Here is a 23964-nt window from a genome sequence, read left to right as displayed (position 1 = left end):
CTCTCCCCCTGTTTTGTGTCAATCGTTTGGCAACGCAGCCGATCAATTGCGAGCCGTATTGCTTTGTAAAAACTTTTCGCTATACAAACGATAGTTGTCTAATGCTTGTCCATCCAGCCAGCCTTTAACAGCCTCGATCATCGGTGGCGGACCACATAGATACATGTCAAAGGCTTGTTCCGCGAGTTGTTCCCGATTCAGATGCTCGTGGATATAACCTGTTTTGCCTACCCAAGTCTCCGAAGCTTGTGTGACAATAGGTTGATAATTGAAATTTGGTAAACGTTCAGCATAGCCTTGCAAACGGGATTGTTCACATAAATCAGTTTCCTGATTGACCCCGTAATACAGCTGGATTGCAGGTGCATTCGTTTGTTCCGCAATATTGTCCAGCATGCCTAAAAATGCCGATAAACCTGTTCCACCCGCAATAAACACCAATGGACGCTCAACCTCACGCAAATAGAAACTGCCGAGAGGTGCTTCCATCATGATGGTTTGACCTACTTGGCAACGATCACGTAAATAATTACTCATCACGCCATCGGGTAATAAGCGAATTAAAAACTGCAATTGATTGGTCTGATTCGGACGATTGGCAAAAGAATAAGAACGCCAGTCATCAGTCTCAGGGATCTGCAAACGTGCATACTGACCAGGTAAAAACTCTAACTGCTTGGCGGATGAACTGGCGTCGACATGCAAAATCGCAGTTGTCTCGGACACCAGCTCAACCTGAGTCACTTGCGTTGCAATTTTCAATGTCTCGCCAGCGTTGCAGATTTCAGAACTATGATCGAAATAGAATGCAGCATTGGATTTAACTCGAGTTTGGCAAGCCAACATCTTGCGCTCTGCCAAATCACGTTCACTTAAAGCATCTTCATCCACATATTCCTGTTCATAAATGCCTGTTTCACACTGTCCCTGACAGGTTCCGCACACCCCTTCACGGCAATCCAGCGGTAAATTAATGCCCTGACGAATGGCAGCATTAAGTAACAGTTCATCTTCATGTACCGAAATAAAGAAGGTTTTCCCATCGGCAAAATTAAGTGCAACTGAATGTCCCATCATGACGCTCCCTTAAACATGATAAAAATCCAACACCGAATCAATTTTGTCATTTAGCAAAATCGTGTGCTGACGGCGAATACGGAATCCTTCAGCCGTTTGTCTTAACACGTAAGTGGCATGTCCATAGAAACAACCTTCCAGCCCTTGACGGTTATATAAGGTGCTCCATCCGACTCTGGCTTCAATCAAACCATCTGGCAGGCTTTTGACCTGTACATTTTGAATACTGTGCTGAGTGCGTGGTAATGGTGTCGCCGATGCTGCTTTCCCTGTACGGATACGGAATACACGGTCTTCCAGCCCCGAACGGTCTGCATAATAGATATAAGACAAACCCTGATTTGGATCTTCGACATACTGATGATCATCAATCCATTGTGGAATGTGATATTCACTATCTTCATCATACAGTTCCAGATAGGCATCCCAGTCATAACGGTCGCATAACTCTGATTTTTGATAAAGGAATTGTGAAACAGCAAAATGTAATTCAGCAGTCATGACTTATACCTCTTCCGTTGCTGTATCAAGTTGATAAGTAATATCCTGCATTTTTAAAGCTTTGCGATTTAAACCATCCAGCATTAAACGTTGCCAATGACCATGCTGATTGACATATAAACCTTCATGCGTCAGCTCACACCCCGTAATCACAGGTCGGATTCCAAGATCTTGTGCATTTTGAGTCATGTCATAACACCAATTATGGTGACCGCGAGAAATATCACTCCAGCGTTCCAGACGCGCTTGGAAACCTTTTTGCTGTTCACGGAACTCCACCAAATCATCTGGCGTACCTAATCCAGAGACATTGAAAAAGTCTTCAAACTGGCGAATACGGTTACGACGCGCTTCGGTTGACTCCCCTTTTACAGCGAGACACTGGCTAATCACTTCTGTTTTATTCCATGCCACTGGACGCACAATGCGCAGCTGTGAACTGATCTGATCCATAAAGAATAAACTTGGATAAAGATTCAAATTTCTTAGGCGATGCATGGCCCATTCCGCACGCTTAGCACCATATTTTTCCAGCAGATAAGGCATGACGGTGTCATAACCAGGACGGACCGCAGGATTTGGCATATCGCTGAATAAAACGCTGTGACCATTTTTAAAACTGAACCAGCCATCATCGGTCTGGTTATCACCTGCGCCTAATTTGCTGTAATCCAGAGTATCCAGATCATCACCTTTAGCTGCATTGACTTGCTGACGATGTTGCACAGTGGAGACATAGTTATAGTGCACGGTACTGACGTGATAGCCATCCAGTCCATTTTCATTTTGCAGCTTCCAGTTTCCTGCAAAGGTATAGGCCGACTTGCCTTGCAGGACTTCTAACTCGCCAGTCGGTGACTGCTCTACCATTAAATCGAGGAATACTTTGGCATCCCCCAAGAAGTCTTCAAGGCTATCCGTTGCCTGTGTATCTAGACTCACAAAAACAAAACCACGATAACTGGCAATGCGTCCTTGCTTGAGGCCACGGCTGGACTTATCAAAATCTTCACAATATTCAGCAGGCGCTTTGACTTTGACCAGACGGCCATCTGACTTATAGCACCACGCATGGAACGGACAGGTAAAAGTGGATTGATTGCCTTTGGCAACGCGCGTCAAGGTCGCACCCCGATGTTCACAGGCATTGATCATGGCATGCAGTTGGCCTTGACCATCACGGCTAATGATTAACGGTTGGCGTCCAATTTGAACCGTCAGGAAATCATGATTGTTAGGAATTTCGCTTTCGTGGCAGGCATAAATCCAGACTTTTTCAAAAATGAATTCCATTTCCAAATCGAAAAGTTCAGCTTCAGTGAACATATCACGTGCGATACGAAATACCCCATCCTTAGGGCGAAAGTCGAGACAGCCTGTAATAAAATCCTGCCATTCGGCAATATTACGTGTCGTCATTTTTATGTCCTCCAATCAATAAAAACCTTTTCTTGATTGAAGCGTGATTCAGCCTCAGGCTCTATCCACTTTTTCCAGATCTCTATCCAGTTTGTGAATAATTTTGGATCAGCTCGCCATGACATGTTTCACGGGAGAACAGCAGAATTGACTCGTATAAAAATAGAATTGAAAGGAACAAAAGATGGACTTAGAAATGAAAGCCACCTCTCACACTTTACATGAGAGGTGCTTAATATTTTTATTTTAAGAATTAATAAGCATACGATGCGATTGCAGTCGCAATGGGTTTATCTTCATCATTCACCATGGTCATGCGCATAGTGCATCCTTTACGCCCCAAACGTAAGGTTTCGGCACGGGCAATAAAATATTTACCACGCCCTGGCGCCAGATAATCGACACGCATATCTACCGTGGCTAAGCGTGATACTTTTTTGATGGTATCAGGCAAATCTTCTGGTGAGGCACGGCGATAAAGCTGCTCCATGGCCGCCACACCACCAATACTGTCCAGAATCGTGGCAGCCACACCACCATGTAAAATCTGAAATGCCAGATTCCCGACCAGTTCTGGCTGCATCTCCACATAGGCTTCAATTTGATCATCGACTACTCGCATGACCATGCCACTGTATTTAAAAAATGGACAGGCATTAAATGCTTTACATAACTGTTTCAAGACCACTTGGTGATCTGCCTTTGCACCTAACTGAATATTGCCAGTCCAGTTTTTCTTTACATCATTCATACGCGGCCTACACTCAATGGAAAGAATAACTTTCCATTATTTTGCACAAATCTAAAAATATGGGGCTACAATAGCGAGGTTCGTAATTGAGCGAAGTCGCCAAGCTCTCCCTCGCGTGACTTAATACCTCAATTATTCCCCTAGTGTAATACTGAACATCGAGATTGTTATGACTTATACGTTCAATCGTCCAGCTTTTCCTGCGACTCGCATGCGCCGTATCCGTAAAAATGACCAACTTCGTGCCATGGTCAGCGAAACACATTTAACGGCAGATCACTTGATTTATCCAGTGTTTGTATTACCAGGACAACAACAAACTCAAGACATTCCAAGCATGCCAAATGTGCAGCGTTTGTCAGCTGATTTACTACTTAAAAAAGCAGAAACCCTGCTTGAACTCGGTGTATCCAAACTTGCTTTATTCCCTGTAACACCACAAGAAGATAAAAGTTTAACAGCGGAAGCCGCTTGGGACGAAAATGGTTTAGTTCAAACGACTTGCCGTCTACTCAAAAAAGAATTACCAGAAATGGTGCTAATTACCGATGGCGCTCTTGACCCTTATACCACACATGGTCAAGACGGCATTATTGATGACACAGGTTATGTGTTAAATGATGAAACTGTCGAATGCCTAGTGAAACAGGCACTCAGTCATGCTGCGGCTGGCGCCGATGTAATTGCACCCAGTGACATGATGGATGGCCGTATCGGTGCGATCCGCCAAGCGCTTGAGCAAAATGATTTTATCTACACCAATATCATGGCGTACTCAGCAAAATATGCTTCTAGTTTCTACGGCCCTTTCCGTGATGCGGTCGGCTCTGCCAGCAACCTGAAAGGCGGCAATAAATACAATTACCAAATGGATATTGGCAACCGTGCCGAAGCACTTCATGAAATTGCACTTGATCTACAAGAAGGTGCGGATATGGTGATTGTTAAACCGGGTATGCCTTATCTAGATGTGGTGCGTGAAGTAAAAGATACTTTTGGCGTACCAACTTTCCTCTATCAGGTGAGTGGTGAATATGCCATGCTTGCAGGTGCGATTCAGAATGGTTGGTTATCTGACAGCGTGATTCTGGAATCTTTGATGTGCTGCCGTCGTGCAGGTGCTGATGGGATCTGGACGTATTTTGCTGAAGATGCAGCACGTAGATTAAAAGAGATGAGATAATTTCTTTTAATCTAGAATGTTCTTAAATTTGATACGCGGAAACGTCATCTGCAACCTGAACGAGGTTTAACAAAGCAAAGCTTTGTCCGAGTGTAAGACAAACGCAGTGCGTAGTTTATATCGAAAGATAACCATGACCTTAAGTTTTGCAGATGACAATGCCTTTGCTTACTTTGGGCAAAACCAAAGTAAGTCCAGCTGAAGGCTAAGCCTAAAATAGATTGAGAACTCGGCAAGACTCTGCCGTGTATTTATTCTTATTAATTTAGATCAAATTTGGGTGCTCAACAAAATTAAGCAAATAAAACTGGTTTAACTTTATCATGCATATTGCCATCATTGGTGCGGGTATTAGCGGCTTAATGTCAGCATTGGAACTAGCTGAACAAGGCTGCTCTGTCGATATTTTTGACCAACAACTTGCAGGTCAAGCTGCCTCATGGGCAGGTGGCGGTATTCTCTCCCCAATGTATCCATGGCGTTATGCACCCGAAGTCAATCAACTGGCGCAATACGGAAAATCACTCTACCAGACATGGAATGAGAAGCTCCTCCCTATTACTGGCATTGATTTTCAGATCCACGATACAGGCATGCTGATCTTTGATCAGGAAGATTTCGAAGTTGGCTTGAATTATGCCACTCGATATCAGGAACCAATGCAGCAATGTGAGTTGCTCAATCGCTCCAAACTCGAACAGATTAATCCTTATATTTCCCAACAATTCCAACAAGCAATCTATTTTCCCCAACTCTCGAATGTCCGCAATCCACGTTTATTACAATCCTTGATCAGCTATTTAAAACAACATCCATGCGTCCGTTTTTTTGAACATTGTCCTGTTGAAAAATTAATTATTCAGAATAAGAAAGTGCTCGGAATTGAAACTGAAGATGGTCAGAAATTTACCGCGGGTCATGTGGTCATCACTTCAGGTGCATGGAGTCAGCAATGGGCCGAGCAACTACAACGCCATATTCCTATACAGCCCGTACAAGGACAAATGCTATTATTTAAAACCCCTGAAAACTGGTTACCGACCATGTGTATGAATCGGGTGATGTACCTGATTCCACGTCAAGATGGTCACATTGTTTGTGGTTCTAGTATGGCCGAAACTGGCTTTAGTACAGAAGTTGATGAGCAAACCCAGCAGGATATTTTAACTGCATGTCTGGAAATGGTGCCTGAGCTACAACACTTCCCTATTGTGAAACATTGGGCAGGCCTACGCCCAAGTTCGCCACAAGGCATTCCTTATATTGGTGCCATGCCTGAACTGGAAAATCTTTGGGCCAATTTTGGACATTTCCGTAATGGCTTATGTATGGGTTCTGGCTCGGCGCGACTGTTGCGCCAACTTATGTTAGGACAAGAGACCATTGTCGATCCTCAAGCGTATTCACCGCTGCGCCTAAAGCAACAGAATTTAATGTCTTGCTAGAATTTCGGTCAAAGCTCCATTCAAATCTGGATATTGAAATTGGAAGCCCTGTTCGAGCAAAGCCTGAGGAATCACATACTGTCCATTTAAAATCAATTGCGATTGTTCGCCCAATATCAATTCGAAGATACATTTTGGAGCCGTCATAAAAGGTTTGCGCTTTAAAATATGAGCAGCTATTTGAGCAAACTTTTGTTGATTGATTTGATCAGGTGCAACAAGATTATATACCTGTTGAGGATGAGTGGATTGCAGCAAGAAAAGGATGGCATTCAATACATCTTGAATATGAATCCACACTACCGGTTGCTGTCCTGAACCAATTTTTGCCACAGTATTCAAGCGAATTGGTAACAGCATCTGCGGCAAAATCCCACCCTGTCCAAAAACCACACCTAAACGAATAATCTTGGTATTTTGTTGGCTAAACTTTAAAGCCGTTTGCTCCCACACTTGGCAAAGCTCAGACATAAAAATGGATTGCGGCGCTGTATTTTCATCACAAATCAGCTGCCATTGCTGTTGAGGATCAATACCGTAATAGCCAATCGCAGAACCTGAGATAATACACTTCGGAAAAATTTGCTTACGCTCCAGCCATTGATACAGTTGCTCGGTTACCGCAACACGGCTGTGTATTAATTGCTGCTTACGCTTTTCAGTCCAGCGTTTTGCGCCAATATTTTCACCAGCCAGATTAATCACATAATCAATCTGTTGAGTTTCAATTTGATCAAGATCATTTACCCACCGCAACGCAGAATGCTCAGCATCCCGATTTGGCTGTCGGGTTAAAGCAATGATCTGAAAGTTTCGCTCTAACAGGAGGGGCAACAAATGCGAACCAATAAAACCACTTGCGCCTGTGATTAAAACAGTCTGCTTTTGCATCTTACCCTCATCCCGCATGATTTTGATTCGTTCTATATTTAAGTCTTAGCAGAATAAAACTGAATAACAAGTAAACTTTCTTTAATTAGTGAAACATCTTATTGGCCATTCTTTGTGCTTGCGGCCCATAGAACCAGTACGTAATTAAAAATAACGGCAACGCAATCACCAACCACATGGCTAAAACGGCAAGTAAAAATTGCGGCTGTTTTAAATAGAGTAAGAAATTCTGCCAGATTTCAGGATCTTTACGCGCAAAAATATACAGCCCCAGTAATAAACCACATGCGTTGTAGCCCCAAAAGATCAGACTAAAACCGATACTTAAGCGTTTCTTCTCTTGCTGCGTCGGGGCACGGCGTTGTTGCTTGAGAAATTTAAACAAAACAAAAATGATGGCAATGAGATAAGGAATCGCGGTGAGCACACCGCCCAGACTATTTGGTAAAATCGCAGCCAGCACACCTGCGAATAAAGTCGAGGCCAAACAAATAATAAAAAACCAGAGATAATACAAACGCAATGAAATCATAAAGATAAACCTAATTAGACTGGCTTTAAGAAATAATTATAAATTTTTTTCACTTTTTTTTCATTTTTATGTCAACCAATCCTCAACCAGCAGCGTTATATAGGGTACAAGGTCGCAGCAACCGATTGGACATTGCACGGCATCCGCAATGTTTTCGGTGACCTTTCATTATGACTCTCCATCTTTAACAATGGTTGTGTTAGCAGCCAGAACCATTGGAAAAGATTTTGACCGACGATTTATCATCACTCGAATCGTCGGTTTTTATTTGCCTAAAATTTGTGTTTTAAAGCGTATCTGCAACATACATTTTGATCGGCTCACCTTCATCACCCTGAACCGTGGTTAAAAATGTCCAGCCACACTTTTCATAGAAATCATTTAGCTCTGTCACCAGATACAACTTTTCGAATCCTGCTCTTTTCATATCTGTTCGAGCGAAATCTAACAACTGTTTGGCAATATTTTGCCTGCGATAAGCCTCTTCAACAAATAAAGCACATAAATTTGGTGCAAGGTCTTTGCGGTCATGGAAATCGTTTTCGATTATCCCTGCTCCTGCAATAATTTGCTGCTCATCATTTAGAATCACATACCATTGCGGAACACCATCCTGCTGTTCAATCGACATCTGAATGCTGTCACGGTACGCTTCAACAGGAATGCCCCATTGATTGGCAAACCAATTTGCCGCTTGATCTAACCATTCAGGATAATCAGCTAACTTCATTATATTCATCAATGTTTAATCAATCTCCGCTATTCGAGTTAAACTCATAAAATTTACTTGAGTACTCAATCCAGTTCGGACAAGTTTACTCATTTACATAAAGCTTCAGCACGCTCATTCCAGTTCTATTTAAAATAAGTTAAGCACAATAAAGATAAAGGAATCGAATCATGAACGCAGTCACTTATTTTGAAATTCAGTCATCCAATCCACAACGTGACGTCCATTTTTACCAGTCTGCATTTGGCTGGAATTTCGAAAAAGTGGAAGGCCTCCCGATTGAATATTATCGCATTGAAACAGAGGGAATTCACGGCGGCTTATTACAACGCCCAGTGGCGATTCCACCAACAGGATGCGGAACCAATGCATTTACCTGCACCATTGAAGTTGAAAATTTTGATGAAACAGCAGCTAAAATTCTCAGTCTAGGTGGCATTGTGGCGATGGATAAATTCGCGATTCCAAATCGCTGCTGGCAAGGCTATTTTCTTGATCCCGACCATAATACTTTTGGTATTTGTGAAATCGATGAAAATGCCCAATAGCGGGTTTTTAGGTATTTAAAGAAAGCTTCTCAGTATTCCAAATAACTGAATAAAAATATTTACTGAAAATGACACCATATTTCTTTTGTCAGTTATTGCCCTTTAAACTGCGGTGGACGTTTTTCTAACATGGCACGAACGCCCTCTTGTGCATCTTGCGATTCAAACAGCGGCATCAAATAACGGTTCATTTTATCAAATGCCACTGTCTGTCCTTGCGTTACCGCATCGGTTGCAGAGGCCAATAAAGCCTGTACCGCAAGCGGGGCTGAAATACAGATGTCTTTGGCAATTTCGATGGCACGCTGCAACTGTTGCCCATTTTCTACAATTTCAGAAATCAGGTTCAGTTGGTCTGCTGTTTTAGCATCAAAAGTTTTGCCTGTTAATAAATATGGCATGGCTTTTTGCCATCCCGCAGCTTGCACAAAACGTACCGTTGCCCCGCCAAATGGCATGATGCCACGTAATACTTCAAGCTGACCAAATACTGTATTTTCACTGGCAATCACGACATCGGCATTGAGCATCAACTCCACTCCAGCGGTATAACAAATTCCCTGCACCGCCACCACAACAGGTTTGGTTCGATGTCGGCCTGCTGTTCCCCACGGGTTAATTTGTTCTTCAGCAAAGTTAAAAATGCCTTCGGATATTTTAGGCTGTAGCTCAACCAGATCCAAGCCCGCTGTAAAATGGTCACCATGCGCAAAAATCACAGCACAACGGAGTTCTGGATCATTTTCATATTCCGTCAATGCCAGCGACAAATCCTGAATCATATGGCTATCAAAGGCATTCCGTTTATCGGCGCGGTCTAGGCCAATCAACATGATCTGATCCCTAATTTCGCGGCTTACTTTACCTAAGCTCATTGATATGTCCTCATTTTTTAAATCATGACTTTATCTTCAAACTAGAGGAACGTTTAAAAATGATCAAGCGGTATCATGTACTGCTTTTCTGCTGAGTAAGATTCTCCTTTCCGCTTAAATACGTGCTACCTTATTCTGGTTCAATTCATTTTTAGATTCATTTATGACTGTGCGTTTTTTTCATACTTCTGACTGGCATTTGGGGCAATTCTTTTATAATCATTCCCGCCATTATGAACATGAACAATTTCTGGCATGGTTACTTGAGCAAATCAAACAGAAACAACCGCATGCCTTGCTGATCGCGGGCGATATTTTTGATGTCATCAATCCAAGCTCTCAGGCACAAAAGCAGCTCTACCAATTCCTTGCCGATGCTCATGAACTTGCACCGCATATGCAAACCCTCATGATCGCAGGCAATCACGATTCAGGCTATCGAATTGAACAGGTTGAGCCATTATTGGCGAAATATAATGCCAAAACGGTTGGTGTAATTCGCTGGAATGCAGATAAAACACTGGATCTGGAACGTTTAATTCTGCCGATTTATGATGAGCAAAAACAGATTGTCGCGTGGTGTATTGCCCTACCTTTCTTGCGTTCAGCCGAAATCACAGGCTTTAATGAGCACACCACCAATAGCCAAAATGCGATTGCTTATCTGCACCAACAGTTAATCGAAGAAGCCAAACGTCGCAAATCTGATGATCAGGCCTTGATTCTGATGTCACATGCACATATGCAAGGTGGAGAAACTTCGGATTCAGAGCGTCCGATTATTATTGGCAATGAAGAAGCACTTTCTACCAGCCTGTTTGATGACAGTATCGATTATGTGGCACTTGGACATCTGCATAAACCGCAAAAGGTACAGCATCCCCATATTCGTTATAGTGGCTCTCCGATTCCACTGTCATTTAGTGAAATCAACTATAAGCACCAAGTGGTCGAAGTCACCGTTGATTCGACCCAACCAGAAAATAAGCTGGATTTTGAAGCATTGGCAATTCCGCGAAGTATTCAACTGCATAAAATTAAAGATGAACTCACAGCGGTCATGCAGCAGCTTAAAAACCTACCCAGTGGCCCTATCGAAAATATTGACCATCGAGAATTTGTCGATATCGAATATCATACCGCGATTCCTCCACAGCCGAATTTGCGCCAACAATTCGAAGATGCCTTGCCGAAGGATCGCTACCGTCTGGTGCGTATTTCCAGACAATATTTATCGAATGAAAGTAATGCTGAAAACAAGCAGCGCATTAGCCTAGAGCCACCCACACCAGAAAAATTATTCCAGCAGATCTGGGAGAAAAAGGGCTATCACGCTGATGATGAAGTCACCAAAGATTTTTTAAGTCTGGTGAATGAAGCACAGAAAAAACTTGAAGATGATCAAAGTTCTTAAGGATTTGCCATGAAAATTTTATCGATTCGACTAAAAAATCTGGCATCTCTTGCGGGTGAGCACTTTATTGATTTTGAGTGTGATCCTTTAGCCAATGCAGGCTTGATCGCGATTGTCGGGAAAACAGGTGCAGGTAAATCCACCATTTTAGATGCCATGTGTCTGGCACTCTTTAATAAAATTCCCCGCCTTAAAGAAAGTGATGGCAAACTTCTGGACGTGGACGGTTCGGAGCTGCTAACCAACTCTCCCCTGACCGTTTTACGTCGCGGTACAGGGCACGGCTTTGCTGAATTGTGTTTTGTGGCACAAGACCAAAAACATTATCAGGCGCGTTGGGAAATTAAGCGTGCCCGTGAAAATGCCAGTGGCAAACTGCAAAGTGTACAACGCTCGCTTAAATGCCTGACGGATGGCGTGGTGGTTGCAGACAAAACCAAAGCCGTCGAAAGCCATATCCAGCAAATTACCCAACTCAGTTTTGAACAATTCACCCGTGCCGTTTTACTAGCACAATCGGAAGTTACCGCTTTTTTAAAGGCGCGTGATACTGAACGAGGCGAATTACTGGAATACCTGACCAACTCCAGTATTTTTGCCAAAATTGGGCAACTGGCGTTTGAAAAAACCCGTGAAATGACCAACCAGCGCAAACAACTGGAAAATGTTTTAGGTCATATTGAAATTCGTTCCGATGAGGAAGTTGCTGCCTTACAAACTCAATTTCAACAGACACAACAACAGGTCCAGCAGCTTGAAACCGAACGGACTCAACTCAAGCAACAACAGCAGTGGTTTGAGCAAAAACAAAAGCTTGAAAGTGAAATTATCTTCAAACAACAGCAGTATGAAACGCAGCTCAATGCCCATACCGCCCTCGCAACAGATCGCCAGTTGCTTGAACAATTGGAAATCTTTTCCGAGATTCGTCCTGTTGTGTTTCAACAGCAGCACATCCAAAAAACACTGCAACAACTCGAGCCACAGCTTCAACAAAAACAACAACATTTTAGTCGCTTAACCACAGAGTTCGAGCAGGAAAAAGTCCGCTATACGCAAGCAGAAACAGCGCTGCAACAGTTCCAGAATTTTGAGCTGCAACATCAAGATGATTTGAGTCAGGTTCGTAAATACGTTCAGGAACGTGACTATATTGCCGAAGATTATAAAAAGACCAAAAGCAGACTGACGCATATCGAAACCCAGCTACAACCTTTGCTACAACAGCAACAACAGCTTGAGCAGAGCCTCCAGAATATAGGCACACAACAGACATCCTGCCTTGAGCAATTACAGCAAAGTGCCCACTTCTCAACTTTAGATAAGGGCCTGCATGCTCATGTACAACAATTAGAGCAGTTTATTCTGCATTATCAAAAAGTTGAAAATACGCTGGGGAATATTCAACAGGCTCAAAGCAAACTTGAGCAAGATAAAAGTCAACTTGAGCAATTGATCACGCAGTTTGGTACAACACAGCAGATTGATCATACCCTTGAGCAGAAACAGGCACAGAAAGAGCAAGTGTTGACTCTGCTGAATCAACTGGATGTGATTCAACAAAAACTACAGCATCATTTTCAATTAAAAAATGAAGTCTCAGAGCTGCAACACACATTAAATACGATACAATTCCAATATCAACAGCTCGAGCAAAATACTCAAAAAGCAGAAAGTGAATTTCAGGCAGCAAAAACCGAGCGGGAAAAATTACAGCTTATCCTGCAACAGCAACGCTTACTCCATGCCGAGAATATTGAACATTTACGGGCTGAACTAAAACAAGGTGAAGCTTGTCTGGTCTGTGGCAGTACTGAACATCCCTATCGTGAGGATGAAAGTCCAGTTTCGAAAGCCTTATATGCATTACAGCAACAGCAGGAACAACAGGCGCTACAACAAGAGCAACAGTGCTTCCAGCTTTGGCAGAATACTCAGCAACAATTTACCCAACTGCAATCTGAGCAAAAACAGCGCCAAACAGCCTTGCAACAAACTCAGGAAAAATTACACGCTCAACAACAAGAGTTACAGCAATATTTGACTCAAAGTCATATTCAACTCGATTTCAATTTAGCTCAACACGAGCTTGAGGCATCGTTAAAGCACTTAAGCACTCAATCTATACAAACGAAACAACAGATTGATCAGCAATTACAACAGCTCAATCAGGCCAGTAAACAGCAGTTTAATTTAAATCAGTCTATCCAGAACACGGCCTACCAACTGGAAACCGTACAGCAATTACAACGTCAGATTCAGCATATTGTGGATTGTCTCGATTCACATGAGAAAACACTTTGGCTGGAGCAACCGCTTCGCCAAGCACAACAGATTGTGCAGCGTTTAAAACAACGCCTGCAACAGCTTGATCATGCCGATGGACTCAGCAAACAACAGCAGCACAGCACACAACAACTCAATTTATTAATATCAAATCTGAATAGTTTAAGCACGCAACATACTGAGCTAAATCAGCAATTGCAGGAAATTGCGAAAAAGGGTCAACAAAATAGTGAGGCTGCCAATCAACTCATTCTGGCAATGGCTGGTTCAACTGAATTGAAAGCCAATGAATGGTTGCATCAACATGATCAACAACGCCAGCAAGTGCAACATCAATATCAGCAGGTAAAGCAGAATTTTGAACAGGCACGACAAAACTTTGAGCAACACAAGAATGAACTAGAGCAGCTCAAAGCACAGCATCAGCATAACCAACAATCATTCACACAATGCACAACAGAAATCGGTGCATGGTTGAAGCAGCATGTGCATTTTGAAGAACAGCAACTCAGTCAGTTGCTAGCCATTTCTTCAACGCAGGAACAGCAGATTCGCTTAACCCTCCAAAACGCGGATCGTGTCTTGAGTGAAGCAGCCTATGCACTTAAAACCGCGCAGCAGCTATCCAATGAGCATCAGCAGCAACAGCCTGAGATTCAACATGAACAATTGATCGAATTGATTCAGTTAAATCAGGAAAAACTACAACAGCAACTTGAACAACGTGATCAATATAAAGTTCAACTCGAATTACATCAGCAAAACCTTGCCAAGCAAAAACAGTTTGCCGACCAGATCCAGCAAATTCAGCAACAGGAACATCGCTGGAATAAGATTTCGAGCTTGATTGGCGATTCTAAAGGCAAAGATTTCCGTGATTTGGCCCAACAATATAATCTGGATATTTTGCTGGAATATGCCAATCAGCAATTGGCGATGTTATCGCAACGTTACACATTAAAGCGCTTGGAAAACTCACTCAGTCTGGCAATTATCGACCATGATATGGATGGTGAAACCCGTTCGGTTGCCTCTCTCTCTGGTGGAGAATCCTTCCTGACTGCCCTTGCGATTTCACTGGCGATTGCCAATATGGCCTCTGGCTCTATGAAAATCGAATCCCTGTTTATTGATGAAGGTTTTGGGACACTGGATGCCTCATCTTTGCACATGGTGATGAATGCGCTGGATCAGCTGCAAAGCCAAGGTCGTAAAGTAATCTTAATTTCGCATATTCAGGAAATGCATGAACGGATTCCTGTACAGATTCAGGTACAACCTGTTGGATCAGGTTCGAGTCGGATTGAAGTAGTTGGTTAAAGCATTTTATGATGATTGAATAATCACAGTATTGAGATCTAATGAATCAGAAGAAAGCTGTTATCTTTGACCTTGATCAAACCTTACTGGATAGAACAACCTCCTTAAAAAAATTCTTAAGGTGGCAGATCAATTTTTTCCAATTAATTCCTACTATGAAAAAGGAGTTTTTCATTCAGCGTTTTCTTGAACTGGATGATAATGGAAAAAATTGGAAAGATAGAGTTTATGAACAAATTATTCATGAGTTTTCAATTGATCACGTTTCACAAAACACCCTCTTAGCAAGCTATATTAATGATTTTAATAAATTTTCATGTTGCTTTGAGAGTGTAGAAAATACGATTATTAAATTAAAAGAACAAGGTTATCTGATTGGATTAATTTCTAATGGTAGAACCCCCTTTCAAGAACATAATTTTTATGCACTAGGTCTGACGGAGTTCTTTTCAAGCATTATTGTTTCTGAGGCCGTTGGACTTAGAAAACCAGACCCCGCAATTTTTCTCTTATCATGTCGGCAACTTAACGTCAGTCCTCAAGATTGCACCTTTGTCGGAGATAATGAATTAGCAGATATACAAGGTGCAAAAGCTGTAGGAATGAAAACGATTTTCTTTCATCCTGATCCACGAATATCATCATTAATGGCTGATGCAAATTTACACGATTATGCAAGACTCATCGAAATTCTGGAACACCTCTAACCATACTTTCAAGCGAATATCAGCAAATCATCATTTTAGCTTTTAGTTGAATAATCCCTTGCACCAAACAATGCAGTTCCTATTCTTACCATCGTAGAACCCGCTGCAATCGCAGCTTCTAGATCAGCCGACATCCCCATACTCAAGGTATCCCAATCTTGCGGTTGTGCATGCAAGGCTTTCATCTGATCAAATAAAACTTTGGCATCTGCAAATGCAGCATGATTTTCAGGGGCTGGAATGACCATCAAACCACGTAAACAAATATTAGGCAGCTGGCTGATGTGCTGAACCAGTTCAGCGACTTCTTTTGGCTGACAACCATCTTTAGAATCTTGCCCATCAATATTCACTTGTAGGCAAATATTTAACGGCGCTTGCGATTCCAAACGCTGGCTAGATAAACGCTCGGCAATAATCAAACGGTCAACCCCGTGTACCCAATCAAATTTCTCAGCCAAATGCTTGGTTTTATTACGTTGCACATGACCAATAAAATGCCACTCAATCCCCAGCTCTTTGAGTTCTTCAATTTTTTCCAGCGCTTCCTGTAAATAATTTTCACCAAAACAGCGCTGCCCCACTGCGTACATTTCACGCAGGCTTGAAGCGGGATGGGTCTTTGAAACGGCTAACAATTGCACAGTCGCAGGATCACGTTGAACACGCTGACAGGCCTGTTCTATTTGATTTAAAACAGTTTGACGGGATTGTTGCGATTGATTCATTGACACAGTTCTCATTTACGAAATGTTTTTTTGCTTTCCCATTCTTTAAGGTGTTGGTAAGCCTGAATGAAAGCCTTATATTATTCTACAAAATAATGAGACTTTTGAGTTTGTTTCGGGGAAATTATGGATATTACAGAATTACTCGCCTTTTCGGTTAAAAACGGTGCATCAGATTTACACCTTTCAGCGGGTATGCCTCCGATGATTCGTGTAGATGGTGAAGTACGTCGTATCAATTTACCAGCACTTGAACATAAAGATGTACACCGTTTAGTGTACGACATTATGAATGATAAACAACGTCGTGATTTTGAAGAAGATCTAGAAACTGATTTTTCATTTGAAGTACCGAATATTGCCCGTTTCCGTGTCAATGCATTTAATCAGAACCGTGGTGCTGGAGCGGTATTCCGTACCATTCCATCGAAAGTGTTGACCATGGAAGATTTGGGACTCGGCACAATTTTCAAGGAAATTTGTGATTATCCTCGTGGGATTGTGCTTGTCACAGGCCCAACAGGTTCGGGTAAGTCGACAACGCTTGCAGCAATGATCGACTATATTAATGAAAACCGTTATGACCATATTTTAACGGTAGAAGATCCTATCGAATTTGTACACCAGTCGAAAAAATGTCTGATCAACCAGCGTGAAGTACACCGCGATACACATGGTTTTAATGCCGCACTTCGTTCTGCCCTCCGTGAAGACCCTGACATTATTCTGGTTGGTGAGATGCGTGACCTTGAAACGATTCGCTTGGCATTGACCGCTGCGGAAACAGGTCACTTGGTTTTTGGTACCCTGCATACGACTTCTGCCGCAAAAACCATTGACCGTGTGATCGACGTCTTCCCTGCTGAAGAAAAAGATATGGTTCGTGCCATGTTGTCTGAATCTTTACAAGCTGTCATTTCACAAACGCTATTAAAGAAAAATGGCGGTGGTCGTGTGGCTGCACATGAAATCATGATCGGGATTCCTGCAATCCGTAACCTTGTGCGTGAAAATAAAGTCGCACAAATGTACTCTGCCATTCAAACTGGCGCCAACTACGGCATGACCACTTTGGATCAAAGTTTAAAAACATTGGTGTCTAAAGGTTTAATTAGCCCACAAACGGCTCGTACAGTGGCGAAACAGCCTGAGTCATTCCTATAAAAATAAAGGGATTAGAGAAATATCATGGACTTTAATGATTTACTCAATTTGATGATTCAACAGAATGCCTCGGACTTATTTGTCACGGCAGACGTTGAACCTTCAATGAAAATTAACGGGCAGATTGTGCCTGTTTCAAAAACCAAGTTGTCAGGGGAAATTGTAGGTCAGCTGGTACAGTCCATTATGACGGACAAACAGCGTAAAGAATTTGCAGATACACGCGAATGTAACTTTGCGATCATGAACCGTGAAAAGACCGCACGTTTCCGTGTCAGTGCCTTTCAGCAACGTGATATGCCGGGCATGGTGTTACGTAAAATCGAAACCCACATCCCAACCATGGATGACCTGAAACTGCCTGAAGTTCTGAAAGAACTGGCGATGACCAAACGCGGCATCATCATTTTTGTAGGGGCAACAGGTACAGGTAAGTCGACTTCCCTCGCTTCAATGATTGGTTTCCGCAACCAGAATTCTAAAGGTCATATCATTACCATTGAAGATCCGATCGAATTTGTACATCAGCATGCAGGTTGCATTGTGACACAGCGTGAAGTGGGCATTGATACCGATTCATTTGAAGTGGCATTGAAAAATACCCTACGTCAAGCACCAGATGTGATCCTGATTGGTGAGATTCGCTCTCGTGAAACCATGGACTACGCGATTGCCTTCGCAGAAACAGGTCACTTGGTACTCGCGACCTTGCACGCCAACAATGCCAACCAAGCCTTAGACCGTATTATTCACTTCTTTGAAGCTGATCGTCATAGCCAGCTGTATATGGACTTGTCATTGAACTTAAAAGCATTGGTAGCACAACAGTTAATTCCAACGCCTGACGGCAATTCGCGTCGTGCTGCGATTGAGATTCTGATTAACACCCCGCTTCTGGCCGACTATATCCGTAAGGGTGAAATTCATGAGATTAAAGATCTGATGAAACGTTCACGCGAGCTAGGCATGCAGACCTTCGATCAGGCTTTATTTGACCTTTATAAAGCAGGTCAGATTACTTACAAGGATGCATTGAAGCATGCAGACTCACCAAACGATTTACGTCTCACCATCAAACTTTCAGAAGAAGGCGCAGACCAGTTATTAAGTGCCAGCCGCAACATTACCTTTGATGGTCAATAATTCAAACTAAGCCATTAAAAAAAGGGAAGGTTTTTGTAACCTTCCCTTTTTATTTGTTCAATTTTCGTGAACTTTAAATTTTTAACTCAATTCAGCTTATTTTTTACGATAAGCCTCTTGGCATTCTGCATCACTGCAATAACCGTAAAGGTTTAAAGAATGGCCAGTTAAAGCAAATTGATGTTTATCAGCAACAGCGTGTTGTTCTTGCTCGATAATATCATTAGTAAATTCAACAACTTTGTTACAGTTCAAGCAAACGAGGTGATCATGGTGATCTTCTTGCATGATTTCGAAAACAGAATGGTTGTTTTCAAAATGGTGACGCTGAATGATACCGGCAGCTTCGAATTGTGTTAACACACGGTAAACCGTTGCTAGACCCACATCTTCACCCTGCTCAAGCAAAGTTTTATAAATATCTTCAGCACTTAAATGATGTTGTTTTGAATTTTCTAATAATTCCAAAATCTTAATACGAGGAAGGGTAACTTTAAGTCCAGCTTTGCGTAAGTCTTGATTGGAAATCGGCATAAAAAAAGGTCTCTCAACAAATCTTAAGTTGGAATAGGCAATAGAGTTTAGATGCAGTATGATCTATCCTTGAACCAAATGCATCATCATTTATCAGGATAGTGTAGCAAAATGCAAAAAATCATGCTGGCGTTGTTCGTCACTTCAGTACTTAGCGGTTGTTCAGTCTTTGGTGTTTATAAAGTCGATATTCCACAGGGAACACCATTAACCAAAGCACAAGCATCTCAAGTACAAGTGGGCATGAGCTTTCAGCAAGTCCGTTTCTTGCTTGGTAGCCCAACAGTTACAGATCCTTTGAACCCACAACGTTGGGACTATATCTACAACTACATCCCGGGAACTTATGCCAAAAAAGCAAAAATACCTGCGGCACACGGTCAGCATTTAAAAGTTTATTTTGATGCGAATGGTAATGTTGAACGTCTGGAAGGCTTAGATACGATTCCAGAATCACAACCTGGTTTACCGGCATCAAAAGAAGCGATTTTGACTGCGCCCCCACTATAACGGCTTTGCAGTAAAAAGAAACCCCTCATCGAGATAATCGTGAGGGGTTTTCTTTATTAGCTTGATGGTCTAAAACGATTACCTTTGATAAATCGCCCAACAGGATTCTTTTCAGCCCGTTTACGGCGGATATCTTTGGGATTGATGGTCAAAGGCCGATAAATCTCAACACGATCACCAGCTTGTAGCAAAGTCTCTGCTTCAATCTTGTTGCCAAAAATCCCCAAGAGTAAAACTTCTGGCAGGCTCACCTGCTCGGCTAAGCCACTGGCATCAATTGCCTGCTGAGCCGTCATTCCCTCACTAAATGCAACAGTCAGATGAAATTGCTGTTCAGGCGTTGTATAAGCCACCCAAACTTGTTTTGCCTGTTCCATTAGATCAGTTGCCCAACAACCGCAATAATTGCGACTACAATTGAAAGCGGTAAGATGATACGGATCGCAATACGCCAGATGTTATAGAACAATTCATTGCTAAAGCCCATCGCTTTACGTAAATGACTGATCTTCATGATCCAGCCAGCAAACAACGCATAGACTAGGCAAATGATGAGACCCCATAACATCAACAAGGTATTAAAAATTTGCTCAACTTGTGGCACAGCCCATACCGCAACCGCTGCAAGCAAAATTGCCCATTGAACCACAACTGCCAGCTGGCGCTGCGCCAGTTGCTCTTTTGCAAACTGGATTAATAAGGCAGCCGACATCAGTGCAGCAAAACCCCATGCCAAAGCAGGAAGCTGAGCCTGAACAGAGAAGAAGCCAAATGCAATCACGGCAAGAAGCTGAGCAATCCAAATCGGTAAAACTGAAGTGGTTGCAGCTTCCTGCTTTTTCACCACAGCTAGGCTACTCTGCCAATATAAACCCAAACCTAAACCACTTGCGACCAAGGCAAGTACTGTCGCATTGCCCCACTCGCTAAACTCCACACCTGTCCAGTGCCATGCCTGTAACTGAGTCCCCATCACATTGGCAAGGATAAACGCAGCAACGACACCGATGGTTGTCAAAGCAATGAGGAATTGACGAGGGATAAAAGAAAGTGCAAATGCAACAACAGCAAGAATCGCGAATAGAATCTGGCTCGAAATATTTAATGCCAGTTGTTCATTCACCACATGGCTTGCAGTATTTAATACACTACCAGCAAAAAACGGGACGAAAACAACTGCTAACCAACCGACAACACGCCATCTTGGTGAAGCATCAGCATCACGTGTAAGGCTTGAAAGTGCTTGTAATGCGGTCGTTTGCGAACGCTTTGCTAAAGCGATTTCAAGATAACCGATTGGCAGTGCCAATAAAATCATGGTGCCTAACCACAGCAACCAGAAATCGAACTGACGATCAATCTGGATACCTACAGTTGGTGCCAATGTGGTAATCATGACAAAAGATAGGCAAAACGCCATCACTGGGGCAAACCAGCGTGACAGAGTTGTGTCCTGCATAATGCATTCCTTGAAAAATCTTTGAACTCATTGCGCTTTATGGTGTTTGCAATGAAATATTCAATCTATTTTGCCTTTCTCACGCTTGAAAATCAAAACAAAAGATATCGAAAGAAAAAAGCAAATCACCCAGTCAAGATGATTTGCTGCGCACCAGTTATTATTTTTTAATTAGATCCCTTGTATATCACTCATACCAACCTTATTATTTTTTATAACAAGGGATCTTTTTTTATTATCTTTTTATTATGAGAAGAATCGAGAAAACCAGTTCTTCCCTTTTTTCTTTTCATTTTCTTTAATAATACCAATCATATTTTCTTTGACAGCACCAACATAATCAGCATCATCATGACGAATATGATTAATCAACCACTTTGATAGTGCTTCATGCAACTCACTATCAATTTCCTGCCCCAACTCAAAACGCTGACGATAAGTCTCTATCTTTTTGATAAATAAGTCATGTACTCGCTTATGTGGTACACGATACTTATAGTTCGCTTCTTCCTGCAAACTTTCTTCAAAGGTAAAATGAGACTGGGTATAATCAATAATATTATCCAGAATCCCCTTTAACTTCGCACGGTCATCGTCTTCTTTTAATTCATCAATTTCATTAATATAATCTAGAATACGACGATGTTGATCATCAATTACTTCTATTCCTGTATTATATTCGACAGACCATTTCATCCCCATATCAAACCCCAAACCATATTTGATTTATTGAATACAAATATAATATCGACAAAAGATTTAAATAAAAACGCAGCATTTTTGTCAGGTTTGCAATTTTTATGTATAAAATAAAATAAGCTATTGTTTTATATTTAATTTAATATTTTCACCGACCAAAACGCTCAAGTATTTTTTAACCAACAAGAAAAACTATCTATCTAATTTTATTGATATAACCAAAAAAATGAGAACTAATTTTTTAATAAAAAAAGTTCAAACATATATTCTGGTTATATCTTCTATATTAATACTGATCTGCTTTAGTTATTCGTTTTAATGCAGGATTTTCTGCTTCGCGGATTAAACGTTCTACTCGTGTTAAAGCATGCAAAATCGGTTTACCACACTGGAATAAGATCATTTCTCCAGGCTGATATGCAGTCCATGCTTCGTTATGCGTTAAAGGCTCAGTGGTAATCACCGCCACACGATCTTCAGGTGTCGTGACCTGACTAAAATCGACCTCTACGTCCAGATCAATTAAATGCGCATGTTGAAAAGGATATTCACGTACCAGCCAATGCAATTTAGTGGTGGCATAGCTATACAGCGCCTTACCATTCGACAAGCAGAAATTAAACGTTCCATGCTCGGCAATTTGTGGAGAAATACGCTCCAATAGTGAAAAAATCTCTTCTAAACTTGGCTCAGTATAGCCAAATGCCTCAACCATCTGATCTAGTAAATAGCAAAATGCCAGCTCACTATCCGTATTGCCGACAGGTTCAAAACGCCCGCTAAGCTCAGGTTTAAAGTCATGCAAATCGCCATTATGGGCAAAAATCCAGTGTCTGCCCCATAACTCACGCAAGAAAGGATGTGAATTCTCTAAATTGATTTTGCCTTGTGTGGCTTTACGGATATGGGCAATGACATTACGAGACTTGATCGGATAGTTACGAATCAGATCTGCAATTGGAGATTCTACCGCCGATTGATTATCAACAAACAAACGGCAGGCTTTGTCTTCAAAGAATGCGATACCAAAGCCATCACAATGATCAGACGTGACCCCTGCTCGTTGGGAGAACCCACGAAACGAAAAGGTAATATCTGTCGGGGTAGCACAATTCATTCCTAATAGCTGGCACATATCTTTTAACTATCTAACATCTACGCCTATTGTGCATGAGGTTGAGATCGCTTGTAAATCTTAATATGTGCTCACTATTGGACAAGGAATGATATAAGACTAACGTTGCACCATTTTGTTCATGACAAAAGACATGGCGATCTTATTCACTTCCAAAAACACAAAATAATCCAGACATTTAAAATCTTCATCATAAAATGCCTGTTTTGAAAGTTTCGATTGCATGCCTAAATAGGTTTGGAATAATTTTGGCATCCGTTCATCTTGTGGAAAACTATAATCAGGACGTTCAGGTTCAAAAATACGTTTTGAACGGATATCAATGCTTTGATGTTCGCCCAATTGCTGAATCTGGCGATGGGTGTAATAAGCACGCGCCAGATTATCGTCTAAATGAATACTGACACAGCCCATTAAATATTTGGCACGCATTGACCATAATACTTTAGGCACCAGATTTAACCACAGCATGGAAAGTGCTTTACCAGAACGGAATTGAGGGTGAACGCAAGTTCGTCCAATTTCTAAAACACTCGGTAAATGTGATAAATGCGGAACAATTTCGAATTCCTGAGCGCTATAACTCTGCCCGATTTCATGGCCTTGAAATAATTTTAATCGAGTATAGGCAACAATTTCACCTGTCCACTTCTCACGTAAAACGGCATGTTCACAGCCAAAATCATAAAGGTCTTGATCTAAACCATCTTCAAAATGCATCCCAAATTGATGGCTAAATTGTGTAGCTCTAAAACGTTGTACATCTTGTAATTCTTTTAAATTATCCACCCATTCAAAACGGAACTGGTTTTGAGCTGGTTTGTGGCGTAAAGGTAAAGTCAATGTCTGGCGATATTGATTTAATTTTTCTAGCATAATGAAAGCTCCTTATGGCTAGATTTACCTTAAAGCG

24 protein-coding genes are annotated in these 23964 nt (G+C 41.8%); 9 read left to right on the top strand and 15 right to left on the bottom strand.

Annotated elements, in window-relative coordinates; genetic code table 11:
• Positions 1-42 precede the first annotated feature (42 nt).
• The 4 genes from antC to PJ15_RS14565 form a co-directional block, all read right to left on the bottom strand.
• Entirely contained in the window at positions 43-1074 is a 1032-nt protein-coding gene (gene antC, locus PJ15_RS14580; protein ID WP_047431974.1) for an anthranilate 1,2-dioxygenase electron transfer component AntC, read from the bottom strand.
• A gap of 12 nt (positions 1075-1086) precedes the next feature.
• Positions 1087-1578, bottom strand: coding sequence for an anthranilate 1,2-dioxygenase small subunit (antB, locus tag PJ15_RS14575; RefSeq protein WP_004771000.1), 492 nt, complete (start codon positions 1576-1578; stop codon positions 1087-1089).
• A gap of 3 nt (positions 1579-1581) precedes the next feature.
• Positions 1582-2997, bottom strand: a complete 1416-nt coding sequence (gene antA, locus PJ15_RS14570) for an anthranilate 1,2-dioxygenase large subunit (RefSeq protein ID WP_047431971.1) — start codon at positions 2995-2997, stop codon at positions 1582-1584.
• 253 nt (positions 2998-3250) lie between these two features.
• Positions 3251-3748, bottom strand: coding sequence for a thioesterase family protein (locus tag PJ15_RS14565; protein ID WP_004770998.1), 498 nt, complete (start codon positions 3746-3748; stop codon positions 3251-3253).
• A 169-nt stretch (positions 3749-3917) separates the two neighbouring features.
• On the opposite strand from PJ15_RS14565, the gene hemB reads away from it, so the two are divergent.
• Complete coding sequence (hemB, locus tag PJ15_RS14560; protein ID WP_047431968.1) at positions 3918-4931, top strand: porphobilinogen synthase; 1014 nt, start codon at positions 3918-3920, stop codon at positions 4929-4931.
• A 323-nt stretch (positions 4932-5254) separates the two neighbouring features.
• Positions 5255-6376, top strand: a complete 1122-nt coding sequence (gene thiO / locus PJ15_RS14555) for a glycine oxidase ThiO (protein WP_047431965.1) — start codon at positions 5255-5257, stop codon at positions 6374-6376.
• On the opposite strand, the gene PJ15_RS14550 is transcribed toward thiO, so the two are convergent.
• The 3 genes from PJ15_RS14550 to PJ15_RS14540 form a co-directional block, all read right to left on the bottom strand.
• Positions 6362-7267, bottom strand: a complete 906-nt coding sequence (locus tag PJ15_RS14550) for a TIGR01777 family oxidoreductase (protein ID WP_047431963.1) — start codon at positions 7265-7267, stop codon at positions 6362-6364. The two genes, thiO and PJ15_RS14550, sit on opposite strands and share 15 nt — an antisense overlap.
• An 85-nt stretch (positions 7268-7352) precedes the next feature.
• On the bottom strand, positions 7353-7799 hold the full coding sequence (locus PJ15_RS14545; protein WP_047431961.1) for an ABZJ_00895 family protein: 447 nt from the start codon (positions 7797-7799) through the stop codon (positions 7353-7355).
• A gap of 286 nt (positions 7800-8085) precedes the next feature.
• Complete coding sequence (locus tag PJ15_RS14540; protein WP_047431958.1) at positions 8086-8538, bottom strand: GNAT family N-acetyltransferase; 453 nt, start codon at positions 8536-8538, stop codon at positions 8086-8088.
• 161 nt (positions 8539-8699) lie between these two features.
• Between PJ15_RS14540 and PJ15_RS14535 the strand changes: the two genes are divergently transcribed.
• Positions 8700-9077, top strand: a complete 378-nt coding sequence (locus tag PJ15_RS14535) for a VOC family protein (RefSeq protein ID WP_004770991.1) — start codon at positions 8700-8702, stop codon at positions 9075-9077.
• Positions 9078-9169: 92 nt separating this feature from the next.
• Here PJ15_RS14535 and PJ15_RS14530 read toward each other — a convergent pair whose 3' ends face one another.
• A complete protein-coding gene (locus PJ15_RS14530; protein WP_047431955.1) occupies positions 9170-9952 on the bottom strand; it encodes a crotonase/enoyl-CoA hydratase family protein in 783 nt (260 codons plus the stop codon).
• A 163-nt stretch (positions 9953-10115) separates the two neighbouring features.
• Here PJ15_RS14530 and PJ15_RS14525 point away from each other — a divergent pair, with 163 nt between their 5' ends.
• The 3 genes from PJ15_RS14525 to PJ15_RS14515 are packed head-to-tail and all read left to right on the top strand — an operon-like array spanning position 10116 to position 15679.
• Positions 10116-11366 (top strand): exonuclease SbcCD subunit D, encoded by a 1251-nt coding sequence (locus PJ15_RS14525; RefSeq protein ID WP_047431953.1) that lies wholly within the window; start codon positions 10116-10118, stop codon positions 11364-11366.
• 9 nt (positions 11367-11375) lie between these two features.
• Entirely contained in the window at positions 11376-14972 is a 3597-nt protein-coding gene (locus tag PJ15_RS14520) for an AAA family ATPase (protein WP_047431950.1), read from the top strand.
• A 41-nt stretch (positions 14973-15013) separates the two neighbouring features.
• Entirely contained in the window at positions 15014-15679 is a 666-nt protein-coding gene (locus tag PJ15_RS14515) for an HAD family hydrolase (RefSeq protein WP_047431949.1), read from the top strand.
• Between the two features lie 35 nt (positions 15680-15714).
• On the opposite strand, the gene PJ15_RS14510 is transcribed toward PJ15_RS14515, so the two are convergent.
• Positions 15715-16407: a YggS family pyridoxal phosphate-dependent enzyme gene (locus tag PJ15_RS14510; protein ID WP_047431946.1), complete on the bottom strand. Its 693-nt coding sequence runs from the start codon at positions 16405-16407 to the stop codon at positions 15715-15717.
• Positions 16408-16533: 126 nt separating this feature from the next.
• Here PJ15_RS14510 and PJ15_RS14505 point away from each other — a divergent pair, with 126 nt between their 5' ends.
• Together PJ15_RS14505 and PJ15_RS14500 are read left to right on the top strand one after the other, a co-directional pair.
• Positions 16534-17571 (top strand): type IV pilus twitching motility protein PilT, encoded by a 1038-nt coding sequence (locus tag PJ15_RS14505; protein ID WP_004770978.1) that lies wholly within the window; start codon positions 16534-16536, stop codon positions 17569-17571.
• A 24-nt stretch (positions 17572-17595) separates the two neighbouring features.
• Positions 17596-18714: a PilT/PilU family type 4a pilus ATPase gene (locus tag PJ15_RS14500; RefSeq protein ID WP_004770977.1), complete on the top strand. Its 1119-nt coding sequence runs from the start codon at positions 17596-17598 to the stop codon at positions 18712-18714.
• A gap of 96 nt (positions 18715-18810) precedes the next feature.
• Here PJ15_RS14500 and fur read toward each other — a convergent pair whose 3' ends face one another.
• Positions 18811-19248 carry a ferric iron uptake transcriptional regulator gene (gene fur / locus PJ15_RS14495; RefSeq protein ID WP_004770976.1) on the bottom strand — a complete coding sequence of 146 codons (438 nt, stop codon included), beginning with the start codon at positions 19246-19248 and terminating at the stop codon, positions 18811-18813.
• A gap of 111 nt (positions 19249-19359) precedes the next feature.
• On the opposite strand from fur, the gene PJ15_RS14490 reads away from it, so the two are divergent.
• Positions 19360-19758, top strand: a complete 399-nt coding sequence (locus PJ15_RS14490) for an outer membrane protein assembly factor BamE (protein WP_004655148.1) — start codon at positions 19360-19362, stop codon at positions 19756-19758.
• Between the two features lie 56 nt (positions 19759-19814).
• On the opposite strand, the gene PJ15_RS14485 is transcribed toward PJ15_RS14490, so the two are convergent.
• From PJ15_RS14485 to PJ15_RS14465, 5 genes are all read right to left on the bottom strand, one after another.
• On the bottom strand, positions 19815-20135 hold the full coding sequence (locus PJ15_RS14485; RefSeq protein ID WP_047431942.1) for an RnfH family protein: 321 nt from the start codon (positions 20133-20135) through the stop codon (positions 19815-19817).
• The gene (locus PJ15_RS14480; RefSeq protein WP_047431940.1) at positions 20135-21217 is read right to left on the bottom strand and encodes a membrane protein; all 1083 of its coding nucleotides are present in this window, start codon (positions 21215-21217) and stop codon (positions 20135-20137) included. The genes PJ15_RS14485 and PJ15_RS14480 overlap by 1 nt, the downstream gene beginning before the upstream one ends.
• A gap of 246 nt (positions 21218-21463) precedes the next feature.
• Entirely contained in the window at positions 21464-21919 is a 456-nt protein-coding gene (locus PJ15_RS14475; RefSeq protein WP_004770972.1) for a bacteriohemerythrin, read from the bottom strand.
• 283 nt (positions 21920-22202) lie between these two features.
• Positions 22203-23051 carry a class II glutamine amidotransferase gene (locus PJ15_RS14470; protein WP_032863849.1) on the bottom strand — a complete coding sequence of 283 codons (849 nt, stop codon included), beginning with the start codon at positions 23049-23051 and terminating at the stop codon, positions 22203-22205.
• A 99-nt stretch (positions 23052-23150) separates the two neighbouring features.
• The gene (locus PJ15_RS14465) at positions 23151-23927 is read right to left on the bottom strand and encodes a GNAT family N-acetyltransferase (protein ID WP_004770970.1); all 777 of its coding nucleotides are present in this window, start codon (positions 23925-23927) and stop codon (positions 23151-23153) included.
• Between the last annotated feature and the right edge of the window lie 37 nt (positions 23928-23964).

This window comes from Acinetobacter sp. neg1 (assembly GCF_000788125.1).
GTDB lineage: Bacteria > Pseudomonadota > Gammaproteobacteria > Pseudomonadales > Moraxellaceae > Acinetobacter > Acinetobacter vivianii.
The sequence above is the reverse complement of the archived record's forward strand: the minus strand, read 5'-3'. Positions and strand labels throughout refer to the sequence as shown.